The 15,288-nt window shown below is 35.7% G+C and carries 15 protein-coding genes and 1 riboswitch; of the genes, 3 read left to right on the top strand and 12 right to left on the bottom strand.

What is annotated here, in order from left to right; genetic code table 11:
* Positions 1–150: 150 nt before the first annotated feature.
* Positions 151–285, bottom strand: coding sequence for a hypothetical protein (locus CLO1100_RS21260; RefSeq protein ID WP_014314058.1), 135 nt, complete (start codon positions 283–285; stop codon positions 151–153).
* Positions 286–659: 374 nt separating this feature from the next.
* Here CLO1100_RS21260 and CLO1100_RS12210 point away from each other — a divergent pair, with 374 nt between their 5' ends.
* The gene (locus CLO1100_RS12210; protein WP_014314059.1) at positions 660–1,952 is read left to right on the top strand and encodes a GHKL domain-containing protein; all 1,293 of its coding nucleotides are present in this window, start codon (positions 660–662) and stop codon (positions 1,950–1,952) included.
* 14 nt (positions 1,953–1,966) lie between these two features.
* On the opposite strand, the gene CLO1100_RS20280 is transcribed toward CLO1100_RS12210, so the two are convergent.
* The 3 genes from CLO1100_RS20280 to spoIVA form a co-directional block, all read right to left on the bottom strand.
* Entirely contained in the window at positions 1,967–2,101 is a 135-nt protein-coding gene (locus CLO1100_RS20280) for a cyclic lactone autoinducer peptide (protein ID WP_014314060.1), read from the bottom strand.
* On the bottom strand, positions 2,098–2,682 hold the full coding sequence (locus CLO1100_RS12215) for an accessory gene regulator B family protein (protein WP_014314061.1): 585 nt from the start codon (positions 2,680–2,682) through the stop codon (positions 2,098–2,100). Before CLO1100_RS12215 ends, CLO1100_RS20280 begins: the two co-directional genes overlap by 4 nt.
* Positions 2,683–3,005: 323 nt before the next feature.
* The gene (gene spoIVA, locus CLO1100_RS12220) at positions 3,006–4,274 is read right to left on the bottom strand and encodes a stage IV sporulation protein A (RefSeq protein ID WP_014314062.1); all 1,269 of its coding nucleotides are present in this window, start codon (positions 4,272–4,274) and stop codon (positions 3,006–3,008) included.
* Between the two features lie 223 nt (positions 4,275–4,497).
* Positions 4,498–4,683: riboswitch (cyclic di-AMP (ydaO/yuaA leader) on the top strand.
* Between the two features lies 1 nt (position 4,684).
* Here spoIVA and CLO1100_RS12225 point away from each other — a divergent pair.
* On the top strand, positions 4,685–5,392 hold the full coding sequence (locus CLO1100_RS12225) for an SH3 domain-containing C40 family peptidase (protein ID WP_014314063.1): 708 nt from the start codon (positions 4,685–4,687) through the stop codon (positions 5,390–5,392).
* A gap of 96 nt (positions 5,393–5,488) precedes the next feature.
* Here CLO1100_RS12225 and CLO1100_RS12230 read toward each other — a convergent pair whose 3' ends face one another.
* The 8 genes from CLO1100_RS12230 to pta all read right to left on the bottom strand — a co-directional run bounded on the left by CLO1100_RS12230 (position 5,489) and on the right by pta (position 13,180).
* Positions 5,489–6,484, bottom strand: a complete 996-nt coding sequence (locus tag CLO1100_RS12230; protein ID WP_014314064.1) for an NAD(P)H-dependent glycerol-3-phosphate dehydrogenase — start codon at positions 6,482–6,484, stop codon at positions 5,489–5,491.
* A 35-nt stretch (positions 6,485–6,519) separates the two neighbouring features.
* Positions 6,520–7,161 (bottom strand): glycerol-3-phosphate 1-O-acyltransferase PlsY, encoded by a 642-nt coding sequence (gene plsY / locus CLO1100_RS12235; protein ID WP_014314065.1) that lies wholly within the window; start codon positions 7,159–7,161, stop codon positions 6,520–6,522.
* 75 nt (positions 7,162–7,236) lie between these two features.
* Positions 7,237–8,562, bottom strand: coding sequence for a ribosome biogenesis GTPase Der (der, locus tag CLO1100_RS12240; protein WP_014314066.1), 1,326 nt, complete (start codon positions 8,560–8,562; stop codon positions 7,237–7,239).
* A gap of 56 nt (positions 8,563–8,618) precedes the next feature.
* Entirely contained in the window at positions 8,619–9,935 is a 1,317-nt protein-coding gene (locus CLO1100_RS12245) for a DUF512 domain-containing protein (protein ID WP_014314067.1), read from the bottom strand.
* A gap of 149 nt (positions 9,936–10,084) precedes the next feature.
* Positions 10,085–10,267, bottom strand: a complete 183-nt coding sequence (gene rpmF, locus CLO1100_RS12250; protein ID WP_004622625.1) for a 50S ribosomal protein L32 — start codon at positions 10,265–10,267, stop codon at positions 10,085–10,087.
* 43 nt (positions 10,268–10,310) lie between these two features.
* The gene (locus CLO1100_RS12255; protein WP_014314068.1) at positions 10,311–10,808 is read right to left on the bottom strand and encodes a DUF177 domain-containing protein; all 498 of its coding nucleotides are present in this window, start codon (positions 10,806–10,808) and stop codon (positions 10,311–10,313) included.
* A 137-nt stretch (positions 10,809–10,945) separates the two neighbouring features.
* Positions 10,946–12,139 carry an acetate kinase gene (locus CLO1100_RS12260; RefSeq protein ID WP_014314069.1) on the bottom strand — a complete coding sequence of 398 codons (1,194 nt, stop codon included), beginning with the start codon at positions 12,137–12,139 and terminating at the stop codon, positions 10,946–10,948.
* Between the two features lie 45 nt (positions 12,140–12,184).
* The gene (gene pta / locus CLO1100_RS12265; protein ID WP_014314070.1) at positions 12,185–13,180 is read right to left on the bottom strand and encodes a phosphate acetyltransferase; all 996 of its coding nucleotides are present in this window, start codon (positions 13,178–13,180) and stop codon (positions 12,185–12,187) included.
* Positions 13,181–13,608: 428 nt separating this feature from the next.
* Here pta and CLO1100_RS12270 point away from each other — a divergent pair, with 428 nt between their 5' ends.
* Positions 13,609–15,156: a fused MFS/spermidine synthase gene (locus CLO1100_RS12270; protein WP_242836561.1), complete on the top strand. Its 1,548-nt coding sequence runs from the start codon at positions 13,609–13,611 to the stop codon at positions 15,154–15,156.
* Positions 15,157–15,288 lie beyond the last annotated feature (132 nt).

Raw genomic sequence — 15,288 nt, forward strand, 5'->3', positions numbered from 1 at the left:
ATATCTCCCCCAATATGTTTCTTACTTATTAATGTAATATTAAGTATATTATACCAATTAATGTAATGCATTTACAACCTTCATTATTTGACCAACAAAAAAGCACTGTAAACCAGTGCATTATAAAAGGCCATTAATTTATTTTTGTTGCTACCCCTTCAAAATTATTTCCTTTGCTTTTGTATACATTTCTTCGGTTATATACCCTTGTTCAAACAGTCGCTGGTTGATATGTAGTTTAACTTCTACTATCACAAGCTTTACTGCCTCTTCATTAAAAGCCATTTTAACCTCCAATGTATTTTCTATCTGTTATAAATTTATTAGTTAAAAGCTTTTTTATGATTTAAATATAAAACCGTTAATTATTTCCGATTACTACAAACCGTGCATGGATTGAAACAGGTAAAAAACTATTGTTTACAGCGTATAATTAAATGTAAAAATGTGTTATTATTGAAATGAATTTATTTTTGAACAAAATAATCGAAAAAGTAATATAAATATTTCAAAATATCATTTTTTTTACATTAAATGATATCATTTAGGAGAAAAACATAATATAATGTAAATTAGGATAGGTATACTGGAAATTAATTACCCCTTGATTGAAAATAATAAAGATATTATCAAGTATTCCGAGCTTGGAGGGAAATATAGTGTTTATAATCGGTCAGCTGTTGATAAATACATTGTTTGCAATGATAACTGCCTACATAACTTACTTATTTCTTAAAGAAAATTTTGATATAAAAATACAACTGAATTTTTTAGTTGCATTTATTGCTTGTAATGGTGTGCTAAACGGATTTGTGTCTACTTTGTGGATGAGTGTACTTCCCGTACCGGGAAATCTACAATTCCTTAAATCTATAATTTTGACAATCCTCAACATAATTTTAATTAAGTATCTACTACGTGTTGAATGGCTAAAATCGGTATTATCCTTTTGTTTGATTATACTTTTTGTTGGAGTAGGAAATTTTACAGTGCCATTGATTTTTTATTCCGTAGGTATTAATGCAACACCTGAGACAATAAATAATAATCTATTTTTATTTTTTATTATGAATCTGATTATTTATTGCCTAGCCCTGATTCTTATTAAATTTATACCTTATGCTAAATTAATCGGAAATATAAAAAACCTTACACCTGTAGGTATTCTACTTTTTATTACCATATTGATAATGGCCTCTTTTCTTGGAATGCATTTCGTAGTTCACTTTGACCCTGTCTCATTTGTTATTGTACTTATTTCATCTCTCTCATATTTCTTTTTCTCGGCTTGGTATATAAACATCTATCATAAATACGAAATGAAGAAGGAAGAACAAAAGCAGCAGGAATTTTATAATGAATCCCTTGCCAATACACTTCATGATTTAAGACGTATAAAACATGATCAAATGAATCACCTCTCTGTCCTATACGCTATGCACCAAATGAACAAGTATGATGCGGCTGCTTCATATCTAAAAGAAATAATAGGGACAAGTCAAAGTATAGGAAATACTGCTATTTACAATATTAAGAATGCCGGACTATTCGGATTAATATCATCTAAAGTAAACTATGCTAATAGCCATGGAATTAATTTTGACTTGGATACCATCGGCGAAGTTGATTCTATTCCCAATATTAAAATTTCTGATTTATGTGAGGTAATAGCTATTTATCTTGACAATGCACTGGAAGAGGTTTTAAATAACGGAAAACTTAAGCTTGATATGAAAATTTTAAGTACAGATGAAAGCCTTACAATCAGAATAGAAAATGAATGTACTAAAACACCTAACACAAAAAACTCATCAAAGGGTACAGATCGTGGAAACGGGTTAGTCATTGCAAATAAAATAATTGCTTCATATAAAAATATTTCAAGTTCTACTATATTTGATGAAAAAAGAATGATATTCTCACAAGTTCTAAGAATGGCAAAAGAGGCTTAACAGCCTCTTTTTGCTTACTTGAGTAATGATTTTGGACATTCTTTTTGATAATAAGACCAAAACCAGCATGCACCTGCAGAAGCAGTAGCTGCAAATACTCCAATTAGAGATAGAACAGTTAGTACCAGTAATTTAATTTTACCCTTCATGTAATTATCCCACCCCTCTTATTTTTTGTTAATCTATACACTATTGGTGTAATATTAACCGTAGATATTAGTGTAATTACTGAAATGATATTTGAGTAAATATTAGGAACTATTAGTGTAATAACAAAGCATATTACTAATAGAATACTACATTTTATCCTTAAATCCCTTTTTCTTTTTTCAGTAACAATTGGTTTTGACACCAGATCAGCAGGTGCGTATAGAAATGTCAAAATTCCTGATATAGTAAATAAAACTATATTTAAGAATTTTATATTAAGAATCTGTGCCAGATATACAGTACCAAATATAAACGTAAAGTGAGTGATTACACATCCGATTTGTGTTTTTGCATGTACTCCTCCTAAATAGGATTTATTTAATGAAAACACTATCACAGCAACTATGGCATATTTAAATTGTCCCAGGAGTAACGCTGCAATTAACACTGTAAGTAATTTCAAACCATCTGCGAAAGCCATATACAATCCGTAATCAATTTGTTCAGCTTTTTCTTCTGAGATTCCCGGGATATTTGAAACAATCTCATTAGTGATTTTCTTTGTTATATCCTCTAGCACTCAATCACCGCCACTTACATTTTACACCATTATATCCTATTTTTCTTTCTTTGTCGATATTATTTTCTTTATATTAATATGTTTCCAATTGAACAGTAAACGTGATATATCATATTAAGAAAAAGGGGATATATTGCATAATATTATATTTGAGTACTAAATGTTACATTTTTGATCCAGCTATGATGACTTCTTTATTTAATAAATAAATTAATAAAGTCAAGCTGCATTCATCGGCACACAAAATTGTAGCCTGCAAAGATTTTCTTTGCAGGATTTAAATTTATGAAACCCCTATTAGTATTTGAACATTGAATTTAAATTCATGCGGTTTTGTTGTTCCGGCACCTCCTCTTGTTACACATACACTTCTGTTTGTACCTAACAATATGTATTGAAGGAGCACTTGCTCTAAGTTTCACCCCAAACTTGTTACCCTGCTTGATAATCTCCGGTTCCTCCAGAGTGAGTTCTTCCATCTGAGGCGAGACCATTCCATAGCCCTTAACCTTAACTTCATGCAAGGCATATTCTACCCTATCATATTCCTTTTTTACCCTTGCAAGGTCTTTTATAAGGCTTATGAGTTTATGCTCACCCTCTATTTCCATTCCAGACTCTTCGCTTAAAATTCTATACAAAAGTCCGTCAGCAGCCGACAAATCGATTAAAACAGTACCTTCCCCAAGGCTTACCTTATCAATAACTGCCCTCTTAACAAATTCATATTGTTCAAAAGAAGGTAGAGCATCCTTTATTGCACGTATTTTCGTGGCTGCTTTAAAGGTATCTCTTATTGAATTTATAATGTCTGCTTTTAACCAATGAGAATCATCCAAAGCTTCAACCCATTTTGGTATATTAATACCTATTTCACAGATTGGAAACTCATGTAGAACCTTTTCCATAACGGTATCAACATCATCAATTCTCATTTGGAGACAATCCATTGCTATTACGGTTACACCGTACTTTTGCTCCATCTCGTCACGCAATTTCAATGTTTCTGAATCTCTTGGATTTGTTGAATTAATAATCACTACAAAAGGTTTATTTATAGCCTTCAGTTCTGTTATTACCCTTCTTTCAGCTTCAACATAATCCTCTCTTGGGATATCTGAAATTGAGCCGTCTGTTGTGATTACAATACCGATGGTTGAATGTTCATTGATTACTTTCTTTGTCCCAAGCTCAGCTGCTTCCTCAAAAGGTATCTGATGATCATACCACGGTGTTGAAACCATTCTCGGGGCATTATTCTCCAAATGTCCCATTGCACCTTTGACCATGTAGCCCACACAGTCAATCATTCTTACTTTAAGTTGCACGTTTTCATCAATAACAACTTCTACTGCTTCGTTGGGGATAAATTTAGGTTCAGTGGTCATTATAGTTCTTCCGGATGCACTTTGCGGAAGTTCATCTATTGCCCTCTCTTTTTGATATGTGTTCTCTATATTAGGGATAACCAACAAATCCATGAACCTTTTAATAAAAGTTGATTTTCCCGTCCTGACAGGTCCCACAATTCCTATGTAAATATCCCCTTGAGTTCTTTCAGCTATTTGCTGGTATATGTTGAATTTATCCACCCTTAGAACCCTCCCCTATATTGTTACACGTCTCGTTACGGACTATGTATATTGTCTTTTTCAATATTAAATATATGTCCGAAAACAGTTATTATTACAAAAAAATAAATTTATTGAAAACTGTGTTTATATACTGAAAACATTGAGAGGACTGATATAAAACCCGGCAGCCTATTTTGATAAGACGGGAATTGACATTAACAAACATTCCACGATATAATTTTTTTATAAAAGGCTGAATCCTCTTTAAATGAGGTACGGAGGAACCAATTTTGGGGCTAATCTGAAAAAGATAATTAGTAAGTGTACATATATTAATCATTTAATAAATCATCTTTGTCTTTTTCGTAGGGCGATCCTATTACCCGAACCCGACAGCTAACTTCGGAAGCCATAAATAGGAGGCTAAAATGTTGCAACTAAAGAAAATGATTTCCGGTGCAGCAACCATTGTGTTGTGCCTGGGATTGTTTGCATTTTCATCTTTTGCCGATGAAATTCAGACTGGAACAGTTTCCGCATCTGTTCTAAATCTCCGAAGTGAACCCGGAACAACCTCAAAGGTCATTGGAAGTATGACCCGCGGGGACAAGCTTAGTATTCTTGAAAGCTCAGGTGATTGGTTAAAAGTAAAAACATCAGATGGTGAAACGGGCTGGGCGTTCAGTCAATACGTTGCCCTTTCCAAAGATTCCGATGAAGATACATCGGACAGGCAGTCTGAAAATTCTACTGACTTATCAGAGCTGATAGTGAAATTTTCCAAGACTCTATTGGGTACAGAGTATGTTTATGGAGGTACAACTCCTAAAGGCTTTGACTGCTCAGGATTTGTACAGTATGTCTTTAAGCACTTTGATATTTCATTAGAGAGGGTAGCTTCCAGTCAGGCAAACCAGGGTAGCCGTGTTTCAAGTCAAGACTTGAGTGCCGGTGATTTGGTTTTCTTTGACACTGACGGAGGTCACAACAGTATCAGTCATGTAGGGATATACATTGGCGGCGGACAATTTATCCATGCGGCATCAGGAAGTTCTACCCGTAAAGTTATAATTTCTGATTTAACTTCCGGGTATTATGCAAACAATTTTATGAAAGCAAGACGAGTTATAGTATAATTTTTGGGGCTGCTCTTTTGAGCAGCTTTTTTTTATCTAAAAAGGGCTGCCGTCCAATGAAAATAATTCACCCGGTGGCAGCCCTTTCATCAACATTTACATTTCGGTTTTTTTATCTCTGGTCATTAATGCTCCTACAGCACTTCTTGGGTCTTTACCTTCAAAAAGTATTTTATATGCTTCTTCAGTTATAGGCATTGAAACACCAAGTTTTTTTGCGAGATCATAGGCAGGCTTTGTAGTTGCTACGCCTTCAACAACCATATTTACTTCATCCAATGCCTGCTGAACGCTCTTTCCCTGACCAATTAAAATACCTGCTCTTCTGTTTCTGCTATGCATACTTGTACATGTAACTATCAGGTCTCCTACTCCCGTGAGTCCTGAAAAAGTATCCGCATGTCCTCCCATGGCTACACCAAGTCTGGATATTTCTGCAATTCCTCTTGTCATAAGAGCGGCCTTTGTGTTGTCACCATACCCCAGACCATCTGAAATTCCTGCACATAAGGCAATAATATTTTTAAGAGCTCCTCCCAGTTCAACACCAACTACATCAGTATTTGTATAAACTCTGAAATTTGGAGTCATAAATAAATCCTGAAGGAACTCAGCAACTTCTATTTTTTCGCAAGCAGCTACCACAGTAGTAGGTATGTCCCGTCCTATTTCTTCTGCATGGCTTGGCCCAGATAGCACTGCTACGTTGTTATCAGGCAGCTCCTCTTTCATTATTTCTGAAAGCAATTTACAGGTTTCATTTTCAATTCCCTTTGAACAGGTAACTACAATAGTATTCTTGGAAATAATGCTTGCAAGGGTTTTGCAGTTCTGTCTTGTAGTTTGTGAAGGAACAGCCAGCACAACTACCTCCGCTTCTTTGCAAGCCTCCGAAATATCGTTTGTAAATTCAACGCTTTCAGCTACTTTAACACCGGGCAGTCTTGTAATATGCTCTCTGTTTTTCTTTAACATTTCTATTTCTTCTACCATGGGTGACCACAATCTAACCTTGTTACCGTTCTTTGATAACAATACCGCCATTGCCGTACCCATGCTTCCCGCACCAACAATTGCTATATTTCTATTCATGTTTGCCTCCCTATACCAATAAAGTTATATATACATTAAGCTTTTTTCTTTTCACCGATTTTTGATTCTGTTCCATTCAAAAGTCTCTTAATATTCCCATTATGACGGGCGATTGCCAATATTGACAGTATCGTCGCAAATATAATAAAAATCGGACTGTTCCCTTTTATGGCAGCCCCTATTGGAAAAGCTACGCATGCTAATATTGATCCCAGTGATACATATCTGGTAATAACTACTATTATAACAAATACACCCAGAAGAATCAGGCCAAGTTTCCAATCCATCATCATTACCACTGAAAATGAAGTGAGAATACCCTTTCCGCCTTTAAACTCGAAGTATACCGGCCAGTTATGCCCTGCTATAGCAGCGATACCGCCAACCATACCTCCTATCCCTGAAATATTACACAAAGTAATTGAATCAGGTATGGAAGTAATAATCAAGTTACCAATAATATATGATAAAACTCCTTTAAGAATATCTCCGAATATTACAAGAACCGCTGCGGTTTTTCCAAGTGTCCTCAATGTATTTGTCATTCCGGCATTGCCGCTGCCATGCTTACGTATATCAGTTCCGTAAATTCTCCCCACAACAATGGAAGTATTCAAGCTTCCAAGAAGATATCCGATTATCATAACCAATAAAATCTTTATTGAAAAAAGACCCATCTTTCCCTCCATAAGCCTAATCGGCTAAAAATCATTTAAAGAAATAAATCCCTAATCTCTCTACAATTGCTTAGACTAATCTTCCTTTTCACGCTGCCTATGGATAAATCTTATGGGAGTTCCTTCAAAGCCGAAATTTTTCCTCAGCTGATTTTCCAAATAACGCTCATAGGAATAATGGAACAATTCCAAATCATTAACAAATACAACAAATGACGGTGGCTTTATGCCCGCCTGAGTCATATAGTATATTTTCAGTCTTTTACCCTTATCTGAAGGAGGCTGAACCATAGCAACTGCTTCGTTTATAAGATCGTTCAACATTCCTGTAGAAATACGGAAGGCTGCCTGATCGGCAACAAATTTGATAAGCTCATAAATTTTATTGACCCTTTGTCCGGTTTTAGCAGATATAAAGAGAACCGGTGCATAGGTCATAAATCCCAATTTCTCATGTACTACTTTCCTGTATTCCTCTAGTGTACCTGTCTGCTTTTCAATTAAATCCCATTTATTAATAACTATAATTGAGGCTTTTCCCTGCTGATGTGCATAACCCGCAATCTTTGTATCCTGCTCTGTTACACCGTCTTCGGCATCAATCATAATAAGGCATACATCTGCACGTTCAATGGCAGTCCAAGACCTGATTGTACTGTATTTTTCAATGGTTTCGTTAATTTTACTTCTTTTTCTTATTCCGGCTGTATCAATAAAAGTGTACTTCTGTCCATCCTTTTCCACATGAGTATCGATAGCGTCTCTGGTAGTACCCGGAATATTACTTACAATAACCCTGTTTTCACCGAGAATTGAATTTATTAATGAAGATTTTCCTGCATTAGGCTTTCCGACAACGGCTACCTTTATAACATCCTCATCCTCTTCAGCATCCATATCTTCGGGAAAATGCTCAAAAACTGCATCAAGAAGATCACCCATACCAAGGCCATGTACAGATGAAATTATCTGCATATCGCCCATACCCAGGTTATAAAATTCATATACATCAGGAGGCGGGTCACCGACCCTGTCAACCTTGTTTACACATAACACAACAGGCTTCTGGGATTTTCTCAGCATGGTTGCAACTTCCTTGTCGGTAGCTGTCATACCATCCTTTGCATCAACCATAAAAATAATAACGTCTGCCGTTTCAATGGCAATTTCAGCCTGACGCTTCATTTGCTGCATAATGATATCCTCGGAATAAGGCTCAATTCCTCCCGTATCTATTAATGTAAACTTTGTGTTTCTCCACTCTATCTCAGTGTATATCCTATCTCTTGTTACACCAGGAGTATCTTCAACAATAGAAATTCTGCTGCCTGCCAGATAATTAAAAAAAGTAGACTTACCAACATTCGGTCTGCCAACAACTGCTACAACAGGTTTACCCAAATACTACACCTCCACGTAAAATTAACAACTAACTTTATTATATTTATATAAAATATCTAATTTCCAATCAATGCATTTACAAAATCACTACCCGAGCTATCCACTATTCGGATGGGGATGTCAAGCTCAACTTCAATACGTTCAACAGTATAATCGTCGAGGAAGACATGTTCTCCGGCTCGCAGCATATTCCTGCTTATTAACAATTCCTGCCCTAGATCACGGCCTTTCAGCTGCTTTACAATATCCTGCCCCGTAAGCAATCCCGTAACAGTTACATAAGGGCCAAAAAAATCATTTTCTATATCATAAACATTGACTTCCAAACCACTATATACATTTTTTATTTCATCTACCAATTGTAATATATTTTTATATACAAGTCTACCTGTTACCAGACTTACCTTTCGTTGGGTAGACATTATATGCTTTTTCTTATTTTTAAGGGCTTCCTTCACTTCTTGCCTGAGCAATGCCACCATTCCAACACCGTTTTCAATCTGCGGAAAGCCCTCATATTCCTTGTATTTTGGAATATCTATACCTGCATTAATATAAAACTCGTCGGACAGATATATAACTCTGGAGCCTCTCTCTTGCAATAGTTTATTCTGCCATTTATGTACCTGATTTATAACATTCGCACTGCTTTCCATATCAAATGGCTTTAATTCAAACAGGTTTTCCCTATGTCTGCTTATACCCACCGGTACAATTGAAACACTGTTTATAGAAGGATAAAGCTGACACAAATCATCAATAGTTTTATCCAATTCGTGGTGGTCATTGATATCCCTACATAAAACAATCTGACAGTTAACTTCAATACCGTTATCTGTTAACATTCTTATTTTATCCATAACATCACCGGCAAACCTGTTTCCAAGCATGAATTTTCTTAAATCAGGGTTAGTCGTATGAACAGAAACATTTATAGGTGACATTCTATAATGAATAATTCTCTCAAGTTCTTCATTTTTTATATTAGTTAGTGTAACATAATTTCCGGTAAGGAAAGAAAGTCTTGAATCATCGTCTTTAAAGTATACTGTTTCTCTCATTCCCTTGGGAAGCTGGTCAATAAAACAGAAAATACACTTGTTGGTGCAGCTCTTAGCTCCATCAATAAGTGAATCCTCAAATTCCAGGCCTAAATCTTCAATTTCATCCTTTTCGACTTCTATCTCCCATATCTCACCGTCAGGTTTTTCAATCTCCAACAGCAATTCCTCAGAAGCCTGATAATACCTATAATCAAAGATATCCTTTATATTCTGCTTGTTTATGGACAACAGGAAATCTCCTGCCTCAACCCCGGCTTCTTCTGCTATGCTCTCGGACTGAACCATACATATTTTAATTTTGTTGTGCAAGCTATAACACCATCCTACTAATTTTTCATAAACAAGCGAATATTTTTCGCTCTATACTATCATTTGCATCTGCTAAAAAAATAATCAATAATTTTTTGTAAAAATCAAAAAGCAGCAAGATATCATCCTGCTGCTTTAATGACATATTATTATTTAGCTTCTACTTTAACTACCTGTTTGCCATCATAATATCCACATTCACCACATACCCTGTGAGGCAGCTTGAAAACATGACACTGTGGGCAGCTTACTAGAGTTGGTGATGCCAGCTTCCACTGGGATCTTCTCTTACCTGTTCTTGCCTTGGACCATCTACGCTTTGGATTTGCCATCAATAACACCTCCCTACTATAATGCAACCATCAAAGTAGAAACCTACTTGAAATAATCTTTAAGTATTTCCATCCTTGGGTCTACTATCTCTCGCTCATCACACTTGCAACTTTTAATATTTAAATTGGTTCCACAAGTCCTGCATAACCCTTTGCAGTCTTCACTGCATACAATTTTCATGGGCATTGCAAGAATAATGTTGTCCATAAGTGGCTTATCAATGTCAACAACATTACCTTCAAATGTATATGCATCAACATCATCGGATTTTGAAACCTCGACAAAGCTTTCTTCGACCTCAATATCTTCAGTCATGTCTAAATGCTTCAGACACCTGAGGCAGTTTGCACTAAACTCATAATGAAGCTCACCACTTAACTTTAACAGGCCACCTAAATTAACTATGCGCCCTGTAAACTTAAAAGAAGGTTTAAACTCTACTGAAGTATCATACTCCCGTATTTCAGGCAGATCATCAACAAAATTGATATCTATCCCTGCTCCTTCAGTTTTAATAATATCAGACACATTTACTCTCATAAGTAACCTCTTAAAAACCGACAACTGATATTATACTAACTAATGCAGCTTTTGTCAATAATTCAATTTCGGTAAAATTATATTATTAATTACATCACTATTGTTGCCCTGTTTTGACATATATATTATATCGAAAATTACTTTATAAATCTCACTGTTTCTTTTGCAATTGCAAGCTCTTCATTAGTTGGAATTACTAGAGTTCTTACAGTAGCACCTGCAGTAGAAATATCAATTTCCTGTCCTCTGAGCTTGTTTTTTTCTTCATCTATTTTAATACCGAAGAAATCCATATCGCTGACAATCATATTTCTTACTACGGAATTATTTTCACCTACACCAGCTGTAAATATGATTGCATCAACACCGTTCATAACTGCAATATATTCTCCGATGAATTTCTTAACACCATAACTGAAAATTTGAATTGCAAGCTCGGCTCTGCTGTTTCCTGAATCAGCTGCAGCATGTAAATCTCTGAAGTCACTGCTTACACCTGATATACCCAGAACACCTGACTTTTTATTTAAGAGATTGCTTACACCCTTAACATCCAGGTTTTCCTTTTCCATAAGGAATGTAACTACTTCAGGGTCAATTGTACCGCTTCTTGTACCCATTGCAAGTCCCTGCAGAGGTGTAAAGCCCATTGATGTATCAACTGACTTACCCTTGTTTACTGCACAAATACTTGAACCGTTTCCAAGATGACATGTAATTAACTTTAATTCGCTTAATGGCTTATCAAGCATTTCAGCAGCTCTTTCTGCAACATACTTGTGTGATGTTCCATGGAAACCGTATTTCCTTATACCATATTTTTCATAGAGTTCATATGGCAATGCATAAAGGTATGCATAATCAGGCATGGAGCTGTGGAAAGTAGTATCAAATACAGCTACCATCGGTATATTCGGCATAATCTGCTGACAAGCCTCTATACCTATTATATTCGGAGGATTGTGAAGGGGAGCTATGTCTATACACTCTCTTACCGCTGCCATAACCTTTTCATCTATAACTACTGAACTGTTGAATTTTTCTCCGCCGTGTACTATTCTGTGTCCTACCGCTGATATTTCGGACATGTTTTTTATAACGCCGATCTTATTGTCTGTAAGTGCACTAATAACTGCCTCTATCGCATCTTTGTGGTTCTTTAATTCCTTGTTTAAAACAACCGCCTCTTCAGAACCCCTTGTTTGCTTTATAAAGGAATTGTCAATCCCTATTCTGTCACATAACCCCTTTGCAAGAACTGTTTCATTTGTCATATCGATTAATTGATATTTTAATGAAGAACTCCCTGCATTGATAACTAATACCTTCATCGTTAGTTCATCTCCCCTAATAATAGTTAAACGTATTTTTTTATATTAAGAATTTTGTGCCTGTACACAAGTTATCGCAACAACACCTACTATATCCTCCGCACTGCATCCTCTTGAAAGATCATTAACAGGTTTTGCTATACCTTGAATAATAGGGCCATAGGCTTCTGCCTTTGCAAGTCTTTGTGTAAGCTTATAGGATATATTACCACAGTTAAGGTCAGGGAATATTAATACATTGGCCTTTCCTGCAACACTGCTTCCCGGTGCTTTTGATGCTCCAACGGAAGGAACGATAGCAGCATCCGCCTGCAATTCTCCATCAAGCTGAAGGTCAGGAGCTTTTTCCTTTGCAAGTTTTGTAGCTTCAATAACCTTTTCTGTAAGTACACTCTTTGCGCTGCCGTATGTTGAATATGAGAGCATTGCAACAACCGGTTCAGCCTGTACAAGGCTCTTGAATGATTTTGAAGAAGCTATTGCGATTTCTGAAAGCTCTTCTGCATTTGGGTTTTCCACAAGTCCGCTGTCTCCGTAAATGAATACTCCATTTTCGCCGTATTCACAGTCAGGAACAACCATTACGAAGAATGCTGATACCAGTTTTGCCCCAGGTGCTGTCTTTAATATTTGAAGAGCCGGCCTTAATGTGTTTGCAGTTGAATTAATTGCTCCTGCGACCATTCCGTCAGCCTCGCCCATTTTTACCATCATAATTCCGAAGTACAAAGGATTTTCAGATAATATTTTCCTTGCCTCTTCAGGAGTCATTCCCTTTGCCTTCCTAAGTTCATACAGGGTATTTACATACTCATCAAATCTTTCAAAGTTTGCAGGATCAACAATTTTTGCCTTTGATATATCCAGGTCACCACCCAGTTCTTTAATATCATCCTTGTTACCCACAAGTACGATATTGGCAATACCTTGTTCCTGAATCATTGCAGCAGCCTTCAAAGTTCTGATATCATTGCTTTCAGGAAGTACTATTGTTTTGATATCTTTTTTTGCTCTGCTTACAATCTGCTCTAAAAAGTTCATGTTTCAAAAGTCCCCTTTCGTTGTTACGCAATACTAATAAGGCCATTTCATATGGACCCAATTAAAATTATCAAACTGAATGTCTTGTAGATAAGGCAATTCAATTCAACAAAGTTCATATTGCACTTTGACATAATTATATTATTAAAGATTTAGTAAAAATTTATTATTATTACCTGGTTATAATACCTGAAAACAAGTATTTGCACCACTTTTATTATATACAACTTGTTCATTGTATACAAGAAAAAATTTGTTATTAAATTTTGTATTTCAAAACCGTTAAAACTGTTATAAACTTATATAGAAAAAGCACATGTTTATTGTGCCCAATTTACAGCAGATACCATTACGAAAGGTAAGGTTAATAACCAATGAAAAAAAAGCTACTATTATATTCCACATCGTTCTTTTGCGGAATGTCTGTAATGGCAGTAGAACTAAGTGTTTCCAAGCTTCTTGCACCCTATTTCGGGACTTCCCAGATTATATGGACAGTTATTATCGGATTGATTATGATATCCCTGAGTGTAGGAAACGTTTTGGGCGGAAGGTCTGCCGACAAGCATAATAGCATGAACAGGCTTTATCTTATTATATGGGCAGCCGCTATATGGATTGCCATAATTCCTTTTGTAGGCAAATATATCGTTGTAGGTATAATTGGCCTGCTTTTTATGTTTCTTCCTCAGAACCTGCTTATTACAGGTTCGGCAATCTCCTGTCTGGTTCTGTTCTCTGTTCCTTTAATTGGACTTGGAATGGTTTCTCCTTATCTGGTGAAGCTGGGTGTTACCGATATTGAAAATACAGGTAAAACTACCGGGAAGATATACGCCATGAATACTATAGGAAGTATTATCGGGACGTTTTTACCTACTTTTGTTACAATACCTACTGTGGGTACAAGCAAAACCTTTCTTATTTTTGCACTTGTTTTAAACGTTATCTGCCTTGCATATTTTATTATGAATAAAGTTAAAAGTGTTAAGACTTCTTTGACATTTATAATAATTTTCGCTTTGCTCTTTATGCCTCTCTCTAATTCATATGCTTTCTGGAGGGATTGTGTTGTTGAAGACGAATCTGTGTACAATTATTTACAGGTAACGGAAGACAAGGACTCCGTATACCTTTCAACTAATGTAGCTTTTGGTGTTCAGTCGGTATACAAAAAGGACAACAAGCTGTCAGGTATGTACTATGATTTTGCACTGGCAGCTCCGCAATTCATAAAGGATTTTAGAAGCGATGACAAAACGGACCTTTTGGTACTTGGAAATGGTACCGGTACTTATGCAAAACAATCAAGAATATATTATCCGAATATTAAGACAGATGCCGTTGAGATTGACCCTAAGATTGTTGATTTATCCAAAAAGTATTTTGACTTGAAGGATGATGAAGCAACCATTTATGAGACTGACGGCAGAACCTTTCTTTCTGATGAAAATTGCGGTATGTACGACGTAATAATGATTGATGCGTATCATGACATAACAATCCCGTTCCACATGGCCACAAAGGAGTTTTTTTCAAAAGTTTCTGAGCATTTGAAGCCCGGAGGTGTAATTATTCTCAACATTAACATGAAGGCAAAAGGTGATAATCCTATAAACCAGTATTTAAGCCAGACTGTCAAGAGTGTTTTTGAAAAGGTTTATACTTGTGAATTGAAAACAAGTACAAATGAATTGCTGTTTGCATCCAATGATACAAATATGGTGAATAATTTATTTGACAATATTGGCAATATGAATACCTCCAACCCATTAAAGGACGTTTTCCAGTTTGTAATTGAAAATCTGGAGGAGGTTACTGATTCCAGTCATATATTTACTGATGAAGTGGCACCTGTGGATATATTAGGACAGAAGCTTCTAAATTCCATGGTTCAGGACGAAACTTCTGATTTGAAGGAAATGATTAATTTTAAAGAAAAGGGATTCAAAGGTTTGCTTGACATGCTTAGATAGATAATTCACCTTGACACACATTTATTTAAAATAATATAATATTATAGCGGAAGATTACCTTTCGTCCTACATATGGACGAAAGGTTTTTTAATATGTTTTCTCAAAATTATATAAATTTCAGTTGAAAGGAG

Source organism: Clostridium sp. BNL1100 (genome assembly GCF_000244875.1).
Lineage (GTDB): Bacteria > Bacillota > Clostridia > Acetivibrionales > DSM-1351 > Ruminiclostridium.

What these genes read in the sequence shown, in the direction of transcription:
- CLO1100_RS21260 (WP_014314058.1), bottom strand. Translation starts at nt 285, where the DNA reads ATGGCTTTTAATGAAGAGGCAGTAAAGCTTGTGATAGTAGAAGTTAAA.
- CLO1100_RS12270 (WP_242836561.1), top strand. Translation starts at nt 13,609, where the DNA reads ATGGCAGTAGAACTAAGTGTTTCCAAGCTTCTTGCACCCTATTTCGGG.
- CLO1100_RS12230 (WP_014314064.1), bottom strand. Translation starts at nt 6,484, where the DNA reads ATGAATAGAAATATAGCAATTGTTGGTGCGGGAAGCATGGGTACGGCA.
- CLO1100_RS12225 (WP_014314063.1), top strand. Translation starts at nt 4,685, where the DNA reads ATGTTGCAACTAAAGAAAATGATTTCCGGTGCAGCAACCATTGTGTTG.
- rpmF (WP_004622625.1), bottom strand. Translation starts at nt 10,267, where the DNA reads ATGGCAAATCCAAAGCGTAGATGGTCCAAGGCAAGAACAGGTAAGAGA.
- CLO1100_RS12255 (WP_014314068.1), bottom strand. Translation starts at nt 10,808, where the DNA reads ATGAGAGTAAATGTGTCTGATATTATTAAAACTGAAGGAGCAGGGATA.
- plsY (WP_014314065.1), bottom strand. Translation starts at nt 7,161, where the DNA reads ATGGGTCTTTTTTCAATAAAGATTTTATTGGTTATGATAATCGGATAT.
- CLO1100_RS12260 (WP_014314069.1), bottom strand. Translation starts at nt 12,139, where the DNA reads ATGAAGGTATTAGTTATCAATGCAGGGAGTTCTTCATTAAAATATCAA.
- pta (WP_014314070.1), bottom strand. Translation starts at nt 13,180, where the DNA reads ATGAACTTTTTAGAGCAGATTGTAAGCAGAGCAAAAAAAGATATCAAA.
- CLO1100_RS20280 (WP_014314060.1), bottom strand. Translation starts at nt 2,101, where the DNA reads ATGAAGGGTAAAATTAAATTACTGGTACTAACTGTTCTATCTCTAATT.